Origin of the sequence: Vibrio sp. 10N.222.49.C9, assembly GCF_041474985.1 — a bacterium.
In the GTDB taxonomy this organism is placed as follows: Bacteria; Pseudomonadota; Gammaproteobacteria; order Enterobacterales; family Vibrionaceae; genus Vibrio; species Vibrio crassostreae_C.
The window spans coordinates 1-13,235 of sequence record NZ_JBFRVD010000037.1; the positions used below are offsets into that span (position 1 = coordinate 1).

Annotated in this window: 7 protein-coding genes and 1 pseudogene; 5 read left to right on the forward strand and 3 right to left on the reverse strand. The window is 43.6% G+C overall.

Translation table 11 applies throughout. The features are described 5' to 3' along the window. Positions 1-27: 27 nt before the first annotated feature. Both pulA and AB4585_RS16385 read left to right on the forward strand, forming a co-directional pair. Positions 28-3,534 (forward strand): annotated as a pseudogene (pulA, locus tag AB4585_RS16380) (pullulanase-type alpha-1,6-glucosidase); the annotation flags it as partial. A 435-nt stretch (positions 3,535-3,969) separates the two neighbouring features. After that, positions 3,970-4,299, forward strand: a complete 330-nt coding sequence (locus tag AB4585_RS16385; protein WP_372170279.1) for a hypothetical protein — start codon at positions 3,970-3,972, stop codon at positions 4,297-4,299. A 102-nt stretch (positions 4,300-4,401) separates the two neighbouring features. On the opposite strand, the gene AB4585_RS16390 is transcribed toward AB4585_RS16385, so the two are convergent. Further along, positions 4,402-5,226 (reverse strand): MalM family protein, encoded by an 825-nt coding sequence (locus AB4585_RS16390; protein ID WP_104216187.1) that lies wholly within the window; start codon positions 5,224-5,226, stop codon positions 4,402-4,404. Between the two features lie 165 nt (positions 5,227-5,391). Next, on the reverse strand, positions 5,392-6,768 hold the full coding sequence (gene lamB, locus AB4585_RS16395) for a maltoporin LamB (protein WP_372170282.1): 1,377 nt from the start codon (positions 6,766-6,768) through the stop codon (positions 5,392-5,394). 422 nt (positions 6,769-7,190) lie between these two features. Here lamB and glgX point away from each other — a divergent pair, with 422 nt between their 5' ends. From glgX to AB4585_RS16410, 3 genes are all read left to right on the forward strand, one after another. After that, a complete protein-coding gene (gene glgX, locus AB4585_RS16400) occupies positions 7,191-9,176 on the forward strand; it encodes a glycogen debranching protein GlgX (protein WP_372155492.1) in 1,986 nt (661 codons plus the stop codon). Between the two features lie 240 nt (positions 9,177-9,416). Further along, entirely contained in the window at positions 9,417-11,159 is a 1,743-nt protein-coding gene (locus AB4585_RS16405; RefSeq protein WP_372170287.1) for a diguanylate cyclase domain-containing protein, read from the forward strand. A 151-nt stretch (positions 11,160-11,310) separates the two neighbouring features. Continuing rightward, the gene (locus AB4585_RS16410; RefSeq protein WP_017069730.1) at positions 11,311-12,039 is read left to right on the forward strand and encodes a tRNA (adenine(22)-N(1))-methyltransferase TrmK; all 729 of its coding nucleotides are present in this window, start codon (positions 11,311-11,313) and stop codon (positions 12,037-12,039) included. A 105-nt stretch (positions 12,040-12,144) separates the two neighbouring features. On the opposite strand, the gene AB4585_RS16415 is transcribed toward AB4585_RS16410, so the two are convergent. Then, positions 12,145-13,089: an acyltransferase gene (locus AB4585_RS16415; RefSeq protein WP_017063993.1), complete on the reverse strand. Its 945-nt coding sequence runs from the start codon at positions 13,087-13,089 to the stop codon at positions 12,145-12,147. Between the last annotated feature and the right edge of the window lie 146 nt (positions 13,090-13,235).

Here is a 13,235-nt window from a genome sequence, read left to right on the forward strand (position 1 = left end):
CAACTAATTTAGGCAACAACACCCCCTGCAGCTGAAAACGAAGTCGTTATTTACTACAAACGCGATGTTGCCGCTGCCAGCTCATCTGGCTCAACTTACGACGGTTGGGGGCTTCACCTTTGGAATGGTGAAGGCTGTACCAGCACAGATTTAGTCGGCATGGGATTAAGTGAAACCGGAACCGACTGGAACAGCCCTTACGAATATGATGGTATCAGCGATACTTACGGTGCCTATTATGTGTTGAAAGTTGACCCAGATGCCTCTGACCCACACAAATGCATGAACTTCATCTTGCACAATGGTGATGAGAAAGCATTTGGCAGTGCGAACTCAAAAGTCGAGTTAACTAAGCTTGGCGATTCACAAGGCGTATTTGGTTTCCATGGCAGCAGCGAGTTGTACTACGACCCAATTTCAGAGCGCCCAGTCAATATTGATGGTCAAAAAGCACACTGGCTAGATGCAACCACAATTGGTTGGGAAGCGGCTAGCAATGCAGACTCTGTGAAGCTTTTCTATGCACTAGACAACAGCATCACAATGAACGATGACAAAGAGATTGTCGGTGGAACTGCAATTGAACTAAGCAAAGACGGAGAACTATCTTCTGAATTGAAAGAGCGTTTCCGACACCTTGCAAGCTTACCTGCCCTAGCTATCGATGTTGACGACAGCACACTTCGCACTATTTTAAAATCTCAGATAATTTTTGTTGCCTACAATGCCAATGGCGATGTTATCTCTTCAACTGAGGTTCAAAAACCTGGTGTGCTTGATGCGGTATTTGCTAGCGAAGATGCTGGTAATGCAATGGCTGAAGAACTAGGCGCAATTGTTGAAGGCAGTGCGGCGACCTTCAAGCTTTGGGCACCAACCGCGCAAGATGTAGAGCTAGTTCTTTACAGCGAAGACCTGAAAAGCTCACAAGTTTTTCCAATGACAGAAAGCACTGAGACGGGTATTTGGGCGACTGACGCGGTACCTAACGCTGTCAACAGTTACTATCGCTACCAAGTGAAGGTTTACCACCCAACCACAGGCAACATTGAGACTCGCCTAGTGACAGACCCATATTCTCTCAGCTTATCGAAGAATTCGGCATACTCTCAAGTGATTGACCTAAATGATTCAACCTTGAAACCAGCGAACTGGGACAACTACCAACGACCAACCGTAGAGAAAGACGAAGACCACGTACTTTACGAATCACACCTACGTGACTTTAGCTTCAGCGATAAGCTCGGCACAGCTAGCCTAAATGGCAAGTACCTCGCTCTTACAGAAGCCGATCGTGAGTCGGTCAAACACCTACAAGCTCTCCAAGAAGCAGGTTTAACTACGCTGCATATCTTACCAGCATTTGATATCGCTACCGTCGATGAAGATGCCGCGAGCCGTGTTGATATCACCGACACCGTAGGAAAACTGTGTGATGTAAAACCGACAGCTACCTTATGTGGAAGCGAAGACGAAAACAAAGTCATCGAAGACGTACTCGATGGTTATGACCCTTCAACGGGTGACGCACAAGCATTAATGAATGACCTTCGTATGCTTGATAGCTTCAACTGGGGCTACGACCCATTCCATTACACAGTTCCTGAGGGAAGTTACGCGACCGATCCTAATGGTTCTCAGCGTATTCTCGAATTCCGTCAGATGGTCAAAGCTACGCACGACATGGATCTTAAGCTGATCATGGACGTGGTATACAACCACACCAATGCGTCTGGTGTGAACGATAAGTCGGTACTGGATAAGATTGTCCCTGGGTACTACTACCGTCTTAACGTCAACACTGGTGGCGTAGAAAACTCGACTTGTTGTGACAACACTGCGACCGAAAACCTGATGATGGGTAAATTGATGGTCGACTCACTTAAGGTGTGGGCTGACGACTACAAAGTGGATGGTTTCCGTTTTGACTTGATGGGCCACCAGCCAAAAGATGTAATGGTCGAAGCATTGGAAGAAGTGCGCAAAATCGACCCGAATACTCTGTTCTACGGGGAAGGCTGGGACTTTGGTGAAGTCGCTAACAATGCACGCTTCGATCAAGCAAACCAAATCAACATGGCGGGCACAGAAATCGGGACCTTCTCAGACCGTTTACGTGACGCAGTTCGTGGCGGTAGCCCGTTTGATGGCGGCGTCGATTCAGAAGGCAACCACCCACTTCGCTTTAACCAAGGCTTTGGTAACGCAGCGATTGCCAACGAAGAAACCAAAGTTGATCAAGACTCTATCAACGGTCGTTTACACAACCAAGACCTTGTTCGTTTAGGGATGGCAGGTAACCTCGCAGAATACGTGTTGATTGATTACAAAGGCGATACCAAGCTGGGTAAAAACGTTGATTACAATGGCGCGCCAGCTGGTTACACCAAGATGCCTTCCGAGAACATCTCTTACGTTTCCAAACACGATAACCAAACACTTTGGGATAACAACGCTTACAAGATCGCCACTGGTACTAGCTCTGCAGAGCGTGCGCGTATGCAGTCTGTATCGCTTTCTACCGTGATGCTAGGCCAAGGCATACCATTCATCCATATGGGTTCTGAACTGCTACGATCTAAGTCTATGCAGCGCGATTCTTACGATTCTGGTGACTGGTACAACCGCGTCATGTTTGATGGGACGGACAACAACTGGAATGTTGGCTTACCTCGTGAAGATAAAGATGGTGCCAACTGGGATCTGATCAAAACAATCATTGCTGACAGCGCGGCTAAACCAGACTCAGACGACATTGAGCTGACTAAGCAGCAATTCCTAGAGCTATTAAAGATCCGTAGCTCAAGCGAACTGTTCCGCTTAGATACAGCTGACGAAGTTATGAAGCGTGTCGACTTCCGTAACGTTGGCGAAGATCAAGTCGAAGGCCTGATTGTCATGTCGATCGATGATGGCGTGTCTGCGGGCGACGATCTTGACCCTGCAAATGATGCGATTGTGGCAGTTGTAAACTCAACTAATGAATCTCAATCATTCAAAATCACAGGAGCAACCGGCTTTACACTTCATTACGTTCAACAAAACTCGGCTGACGACACAGTGAAAGGCGCAAGCTTTGCCGCTGAAACCTTCACAGTCCCTGCACTAACTACCGCTGTATTTGTACAAGCTCAAGGTGATGCACAAGGTGCTGGCCTGCCAGTTGATAACTCAGACAAGGATGTATCTAGCATCCCACCATACGGCCAAACAACAGTTTACGTTAAAGGTGACATGAATGGATGGGGCGCAACGGATGATTGGGCAATGAGCTTTGTCGCTAATGGTGTTTATTCTGTGACAGGCAACTTGGAAGCGGGTAACTATGGCTTCAAGTTTGCTGATGCTGATTGGGTATCACCTAACTTTGGTTGCGATTCAGTCGAACTTGCTGGTGGGTCAATCGACCTAGGTACTGATGGTAACTGCCAATTAAGCGTAACAGAAACTGGCAGCTACACATTCACTCTGAATGCAATTCACGAGCTGGATGACAATGTAGATGGTCCAGTTGTTTCGGTCACTAAGCAGTAAAGCTTAAAGTATCGAAGCGAAGTAACAGATAATAAAAACCAGCGAAAGCTAGCCTTTGGGAGACGTCAGTCTCCCTTTTTTACAACTATTGAACCCAGCAGATTTAAGCAAATAATAAACAACTGCATCGCCCATTAAAATTCGGGGCATTTCCAACCATACTTTATAGCCCCTACATTCGATTACATGGCTGAAAACTTAGAACTAAAGGGAAAGGATATTCCTTAGAACCGTTAAAACCAGATCTTAACGATATATCATAGTAGGAATGCCGCTCTCCCTTAAGTGAACAGAATTAATCCTGGCAGCCTTTTTTGAAGGGTTACGCCCTACAATTACGATTAAAATACATTCAATTCTCGATGTAATATTCTATCAACAGCAAAACACCGCAGTTGTTTGCGGTGTCGTTAAATTTTGATTAGGAAAACTTCCATGAACCGTAAACATATCATCAAAACCATCCAAATGGGCATCGTGACTACAGCATTGATGGGCGGGATGGCTTTGGCTAATACCACTGATCTTGTAGAATCTACCGACGCTGCTCGCGCCCTGGCACATACTCCTAGCACTGCAACAACGCAACAAATACAAGCTGAAAATGCCGCGCACAAACAGGCACTGCAAACACTTGAAAGCAAAGGTAATGTTGATCAATATATGGAAATGGATAAAGCAGGGGAAACGACTACTGGTCACGTATCAAAATGCGAAAATACAGAAGTCCCTTTAGGCGAGAAAGTTGCTGAACATTGCAAATAAAAAGCATATACATTAAAGCGGTATTCGATAGGGTTCCTTAGAAGATGCTAACCGATGCTTAACTTACAAGCATTGCACTTTTAAAGGAACCCTTTATCTATATTACTTGGCGTTGACGGCTCGCACAAAGGCTTCTTGTGCACCTTCAATACCAAGGGCTTTTGCTTCATCTAATAAGCTAAGAGCTTTAGGAATATTATCTTCACTTACTGCTGTTTGAATTGCATTGTGGTAGTAAGTTTGTGTTTCTGGTTGAATGGTATCTATCTTAGCAGCCGCTGGCTTAGCGTTAGATTCACTGCTTGAACCAAATGAGAAGAAGCTTGGTTTATCAATCGTAACTTCTACTTTACCAACACTAGCGTTTGGAAGTGGAATATCTTTAACTTCAGGTAGATAATTACCACGCCCTTCTGCATCTAAGCGAGCAGGGTGAATCACATCAGTAAAGCCACCGATATCTTTCTGGTCTGTATAAACAATTAAGAAAACAGAGTCTTCAGTACGAGGAGGGAAGAACTCTTTTTCGGCAACAAGTCGATTACCCAGATGCATTCTAGGTTTCTTATATTCAAAGTCATCTTTACCATAACTTTCTAACTCTTTACCGTTTTTATCAAAGATCACTGCACGTGGGACAAATGCTGTATCTCCAATCAAACTTGAAATTGTTAATGAATACTCACCACGATTTGCTGGAAGTTCAACAGCAACGACAGGGCTATTAATAGATTGATAGTTTAGGTGTTGGCTTTCTGGCGTTACATCAAAAACTACAGAACTAGGTAGTTTCATTGCTGCAAATTGAAGGGCAGCAATAGAGTTAACTTGTTCAGCTTGTGCCACTTGCACTTGCTCAACTACTTGTGCAGATTGACAACCGGCCAACGCAACACAGCCACTCAACATTAGAGCTTTAAAATACATACCCCTTCCTTTTTGTTATTTTTTTAAGAAATTTACTAACTTTAATTACCACAAAGAAAACTATTCACCTAGAGAACGATCAACTTAATTGTACATTCCTTAAAAAAATAGCCGACGCAAGCCGGCTATGAATTAGGACAGTTTAGGATTTGTTAAGCTAAGTGTTTACCACCAAGCTTCAGCTTGGATACCGAATACATATTCAGTATCTTCATTCGTACCAAATGCGTTATCATTTTCAGTGTCTAGGATGTAAGAACCGTAAACACGGATTTCAGGGCGAGCCCAGAAGCTGTCACCCATAGCCCAAGCTTGAGCTACCGTGAATTTAGCGTTACCGAAATCTTCTTTCGCTAGGCCGCCATCAGAAATTTTCTCACCAGCATTGTAGCCAGCTTCAAATACTGTGCGCATTGTGTCGTTCCACTTGTACATTGGACGAACTACAGCAGAGTACTGGTCAATATCAAAGTTTTGGCCAGTGTAGTTACCACTGCTATCTTTACCGCCGATGTCACTACCCGCTAGATAAGCTAGTTGGTGACCCATTTCCCATGATTCGCCAAGGTTCATTACACCCCAGTTAATCAAGCGGTAACCAGTTGCGTCATTTTGAGCGCCAGAGCGGTCATACCATGCGCCTGAACCACCGAAGCTAGACATTTGAGCACCGTAACCGTTAGTACCGTATTGAAGAACAGTTTGGTTAAAACCATTGTCCATACCTTGGTGAATGATACCAGTAACCATCAAGCCATCATCAGCTTGAACATCTTGACCACTTGATTCAGTCGCAAAGTTGTAAGCTAATGCAACTTCTAGAGACGCATCAGACCACAGGCCAATGTTTGCTAAGCGAACATCTGCGATATAACCATTAACTGTTTCGCCTTTATAAGCAGTTGCGTCTTCATAGTTACTAGCGTCATCTAGTACTGCTTTTTCACAAGTTGCGCTACCTTTACAAGCTTTCAATTTCGCTTGTCCTGCAGCTGTTAATACAGCAGTTGTACCATTTTCAACATTTTGAGAGCCATTATCTTGAATCAGAGCAACAGAAAGCTTCTGGTCACCAATAGATAAGTTTTCAATACCACCACCGGTACCTGATGTGTTCAGGAAATAGAAATCAGTGATGTGGATATCTTTACGTTGGTAGTATGTTTTACCAGCCCAAAGCGTTGCTTCTTTATCTGAAGCGATTACACCTTTGGCTTTAACAGCAAATTGTGCAACGTTGAAGTCACCGTCTTCCCAACCATTTGCGCCGTCTGCACCAGAAGCAATCATTGACTCTAGACGCCACGTTTGCTCACCAGTTTTTAGCTCTTCTGCAAAACCAAACTCAGAGTAGTTGTCATTTTCGTTACCTAGACGACCAACACCATTTTTGTTTACAGATACGTCACCGCCAGAATTTCCGCTAATACCAGTACCAGCACGCATGTAACCATTAAAATCTACAGCGAACGCAGAGCCAGCAGCTAATGTAGTTGCCACTGCTGCAGCAATCAAACTTACTTTTTTCATTCTTAACTCCATTAAGGACGATTTATTTTAGGTTTTTATATTTTTGCTCTCTTGCGGCAACCAAAGGCAGTAATGGTAGTCGTAAGATAGAGAGGTTTAGGGTTTCCCCTGATTCGTTTCAACGGGGTCAATATTAAGAGGGGATGACAAGTTTGACTTCCTCCGCCCCTAAGTTAATTAAGGGGGACTAGAGGGGAGTAGAAAATATACAGAATGGTGTTTTAAAGAGGTAGATCACTTAATATAGGAGGAGTAGACAGCACACAGATCTAATTATTCAACATAAGTGAGATCTAGCTCAAATATATAATTTGAACTTCATCGATGAATTATTTTTTTTACCGTAATTAATCTGTGAAGTTGCTTGACCTTACTGTGACAAAGCTTTTTACTTATAGTTCACTGATGTCGATAAACGAACAAGAAATCAAGCAATGACTAGAACGCTCGCTCGCCCTTATCCGCTAGGCGCAACGCTAGGTAACACTGGCTGTAACTTTTCAATTTATTCTCCTGACTGTAAATCTCTCTCTCTCGCTCTTTTTGACGAGAACGACGAATTCACCACTTATAAATTAGAAAATGAATACGCTGATATCAGGTATGTCTTTATTGATGGTATTAAAGCGGGACAAAAATACGGCTTCATTGCAGAAACGGACAATGGCCCTATCCTGCTTTCAGACCCGTATGCCAAAGCAATAAGCGAACCGCTCGATTACGTCACGCCATATACCAATGAAAAAAGCTTTGCTATGGCGAAATGTGTCGTTGTTGATGACACCTTCGATTGGCAAGATGTAGAAAAGCCACGCATTAGCCGCGAAGATACCGTTCTTTTTGAAACGCATGTAAAAGGTCTATCTCAACTGCACCCAGAAGTGGCTGCCAATACTAAAGGACGCTACTTAGGGTTAGTGAGCCCTGAAATGCTTGCGTTCTACAAACAGCAAAATATCAACTCTCTACAGCTTTTGCCCATTGCCGCATGCATGCATGAACCACACCTATTAGACATGGGTAAAGTGAACTATTGGGGTTACAACCCATACTTGTTTATGGTGCCTGACCCTCGCTACGCAGAGAAAGATGCCGTAAACGAGTTAAAGACTGCGATTCGCGAACTGCACCGCAATGGCATCGAAGTCATTCTAGACGTGGTGTACAACCACACAGCAGAAGGTGGGGAAGGCGGAACCACCTTCAACCTAAAAGCACTCGATAGCCGCTACTACATTAAACATGGCTGCCATTACGCGAACTTCACTGGCTGTGGAAACACCGTCGACCTTACCCACCAGCCAACACTCAACTTAGTAATGGATACGCTTCGTTACTGGGTAAGCGAATTCCAAGTCGACGGCTTCCGTTTTGACTTGGCAGCGACACTGGGGCGCGAAGGTGACAACTACAACCCTGAGGCTGCTTTCTTTAAAGCCGTAGCTCAAGACCCTGTACTTAAAGAAACTAAGTTAATCGCAGAGCCGTGGGATATTGGTCCTAATGGTTATCAAGTGGGTAATTTCCCGCTTGGTTGGAATGAATGCAATGACAAGCTGAGAGACATCACACGTAGCTTCTGGCGCGGTGATCAGGGTTACCTAAAAGAGTTTGCTACACGCCTAATGGGCTCTCGTGATATCTACAGTGCAGCGCACTGGCCTTACAAACTCACCGTCAACTACATCACTTACCATGATGGCTTCACCATGCAGGACCTTGTCTCGTACAAGCACAAGCACAATGAAGAAAATGGTGAGAATAACCGCGATGGGCATGGTGATAACCGTTCTGAAAACTACGGTGTTGAAGGTGAAACCGAAAACCTGTTAGTTATCGCAACACGTGAAAAGCAGAAACGCAACTTCATGGCGAGCCTGCTGTTTGCTTTTGGTATTCCTCATATTTTGACGGCCGATGTGTTATCTCATACTCAAAAAGGTAACAACAACGCTTACTGCCAAGATGGCGTGACCAGCTGGCTTAACTGGGAAGATTCAGAGCGCAAGACTTACTTCAAGACTTGGTTATCTGAAATGATCTCTGCTCGTCAGCAATACATGGTGCCGTTTATTAAGGCATTCAGTGGCGAAAAGCGTAACTCTAACCGCATCTTCTGGAGCCGTGTCGATGGCACACTTATGGAGCATGACGACTGGAACCGCTTAAGCTCAGTCGCTTTGCATTTAGGTATTGGTAAAGATGGCGACGAGTTAATTTATCTTATCAACCAAACCAATGCGCCAGCACGTTTCTCGTTACCGAATGACCGTGAACAAAACTGGGTAACCATCTGTGATACCAACTCGCGAAACGTAAAACCGGGTCATGCAGAAGGTGAAATGTTGTTGTCGCCAACTTCGATGGCAATTTTGCACTATTCGCCAGATCAGGCTGATTTGATTAAAGCAAAAGCTTAGTCAGCTTAATAAAACACCGAAAACCATAGAAGCCAGTTATATTTACAGCTGGCTTTTTTGTTAGCTGAATATCACAAAAATCATTCATCCATATGGAATCATTTGCATTGATGTGGTTAATGAAACTGTTTAGTATTGCCGTACTATAAAAATGAATCTATAACGTCTTTGGATATCATGGCTTTACCTAAAACATTAATTCGGCTTTTTAAACCATACATTATTTTATTAACTGGAGGGATGCTCTATCTTGCTATGACTCAGCTTGAAAAAGTAGAAACAGCAGCAACAGAACAATCATCATCAAACATTCGTATCGCAAGCTCTACCATTCGTTCCAACATCGAAGCCACATTCGGCAAACTCTATTTTTTAGAAACCAGTCTAGGCTTGCCTAAAACGGCTCCAATCGGTGATAAAAAATTCAGAGAATTGAGTGATAATATTCTAAGAAGAACACCAAATTTCTCCGATATCGTTCGATACCAACCTAACTCCCAACATTATGTCTCCACTCGTGGCCTTCCTCTTTCCAATGAACAAATCGCCACAATACAATGGCATTCAATAGACGGTGTTGTAGAAGATTTTTACATCTCTTCCGTTTACCAAAAAGCCGATGGACGATGGGTTTTCGCCGTTAAACACACTGCAGAAAAGCTCAACGAAGAAACCTGGATTGAGTTTGATTTAATGCATACCACGCAAGGTTTAAGAGATTTAAAAACGCTTAATCACGGCTATGTATTTGTCGTTGACAGAGCAACAGAGCGACTGGTATTCCACCCGGATCCACAGCGTATCGGTTCTAAATCCATCAGCTTCCATGCAGGGATCAGCCACCAACTATCTCAAGGTGAATTGGCGGGTAAACATGAATACTACTATCAAGATAACTTCAAAATATCGGTATTTGACGCAGACAACAGCTTAAATTGGGTGTTCATTGCGGTCACCGATCGCCACGATATCTTAACCAGCTCACACCAATTTACGCTAACTGGCTTGGTACTTGGTTCACTGCTTCTATTGTGGATTGGCGCAAACTATTTGGCTTATCGTTTGAACGTGTCCTTGTCACAACTGAATAAAGTCGATGACCTTGTAAGCTTTAAACGAGAATTAAAATCCATACTGGATAGTTTCACCTACCAAAAAGGCATTCAATTCTGTCTCTATCAGCCTGAGAACCACGCATTCAGTACCATCGACTATCACGGAAACAAATCAACGGTACATTGTGACAAAGCCCTTGCCGAACGATTTACACCGGACACCATGGCTTACCGAAGCGGAAAGTACGCAGACCCATTAGCGTGTAAACTCAAAATACACCAACGCCATTACTGTATTCCTTTGCACTCTCGCAAGCAGTTGATCGCAGTGTTGTACGTAAACGCAAACTTACCGATCAGCCAGAGTATTCTGCGTATGATCAGAGATTACACGGAAGTCTCACTGTCCAACTTACTGCTTCAGCACCAGTTGAGTAGCAAGGACTTGATGACACAATTAGACAACAAAAGTAGCTTTAATATTGCACTGGAAAACTACGCCAACCAGCCTGAAACCTATATAGCTCTACTCGATATCGATAATTTTGACCACGTGAACCGTGCTTATGGTGAAGCTGTGGGTGACAAGATGATCAAGCTGACAGCAGAAGCACTACGCTCGTACTTTCCGAAGCCTAAAGGACTATGCCTTGCTCGTATTGGAGGCAAAGAGTTCGCAGTATTATTTAAAGCAAACGACGGCAACGACGCCAAGTTCCAACTAGACCAGTGCCGAATTGGCGTAGCAGAGAAAACTATTGTGACGCCAGACATCAGCCTCTCTTTAGGCGTGAGTGTCGGTTTTTCACAAATAGAGGGAGAGCCAGATACAGCTCTAGCACTGGCGGAGCAAGCAAAGTTGATTGCTCAACAGCTTGGAAAAAATCGAGTTGAAGGCCACATCAGGGCTGTTGCAAAGGCTTCATAGGTTGTCCTAACAAGCTCACTTTATCCTTTACTTGGATACCGATGAAAACAAAGCACCTAGGATTCATACCCTAGGTGCTTTTGTTTTTATGGAAAGTCATTACAATGCGCGTTCAACACGACAATACCCCTTTTCTAACGACACGAGCCTTATGAAGCTAAGTAACCGACTGCAAACTCTCCATTCCCTTGTCAGCAATGACTACCAACATATTTGGGACTGTTGTTGTGATCACGGCTTCTTGGGTGTTCAACTGTTGTCGGATAACAAAGCACCTCAGCTTCACTTTGTCGATATTGTCCCGTCTCTTATGAGCGATTTGGAAAGCAAACTTACGCGTTACTTTCCGCAAGGTGCAATAGCAGAACAGAAAGTGACTAGCCAATGGCAAGTCTACTGTATGGATGTCGCCGCTATCCCGCTTGAGAAACATACTGGCAAACACCTGGTGATTATTGCGGGCGTCGGTGGCGATCTTACTCAAAAGCTCGTCGATGATATTCATCGTCAACACCCAGACAAAGCGATCGATTTCTTGCTTTGTCCGGTGCATCAGCAATTCGAGTTGAGAAGCCATTTAAAGGCGATCCATTTTGGTCTTATTGATGAAGTGTTGATTGAAGAGAACCGTCGTTACTACGAGATTTTATTGGTGAGTAATAGTCGCGGTGATTCAGAAAAGAGCCAAACCGTTAGCGAGATATCAAACGTCGGTGACAAGATCTGGACACCAAGTTGTGATGAACAAGTGAAGGTATCACAGCAATACAAAGCCAAAACATTGCAGCACTACTTACGTATCCATCAAGGACAAGAGAAGCAAGGAAAACCTAGCCAAGTAAAGCATATTATTGATGCTTACCAGGCGGTTAAGCCATAGTAAGTACTAACTTAATGGTTTGAATATTAAGAAAGTCAAATTAATAAAAAAGCCGATAGTTCAATGAGCTATCGGCTTTATTAATGCTATCGATTCAGTTTTAGCTTACTGTTCTTGTTTCTTATAAGCCACATCAGGCTCGTCAACTGTCTCTACCTCAGAAGGCTTATCAACCCCATAAACCGTATCAAGGTAGACGTCTTTCTCTTTCCACGTGCTGTTCAACCAATTGTGGAAGCGACGTTTAAATGCCTTATCTTCAAAGTAATTACCGTTCACGTTCTCATCCATTGGATGCAATTTAATACGCACAACGACCTTAGTCATTTTGCCCTTCAGCATATCTTCAAACGGAGAGGTTTGGTTTTCAGGGTAAGCTAAGGTCACATCCACGATGCCATCCAAAATTGGGCCCATTGCAGATAAAGCAAATGCCACGCCCCCAGTTTTCGGCTTCAATAAGTGGCGATAAGGGGTCTTTGCTGACGCCAGTTTCTCGTGGTTTGCACGAGTCCCTTCAACAAAATTAACCAATGTTGTCGGTGCTAATTTGAACTTAGTACACGCTTTATTGATTGCATTAAAATCATCATTACGGCGTTCTGGGTTGCGTAATAGGAACTCACGAGAGTGGCGTCTCATGAATGGCATATCTAAGCCCCAGCAGGCCAAGCCAACAAATGGTACGTACAACAATTCATGTTTCAAGAAGTACTTCGTCATCGGCATTTTGTCTTTTAGGATTGAAGACAAAATCACAATATCTGCCCAGCTTAGGTGGTTAGACATCATCAAATACCACTGCTTGGTCGAAATATCTTCCCCCCCTTCCACTTGCCATTCGATATCGTTATTGGCGTTCAACATCCATAAATTAAGAGAAGCCCAACACCAGAATGTGAAGTTAGCTAAGCGAGTGCATGATTTTTGAACGACAGAAATTGGCAAAATCAGTTTGATTAGGGCAAACAGACTCACAGCCAATGCGGTGAATGCAGTATTAATGGTCACGAACAATACGTTCAAGGCCATACGAAGATTATCAAGCATAAAACACAGTTATATTGAGAACGAAAGCCGCCATTATACGCATCTATAAATTATTCTCTTCAGTAATTGATTGAATATCCTAGGGGTCAAACCACTCAACCTATGTTAACGATGTTCAACCAGCTAAAGTCTATTAAAACGAAACT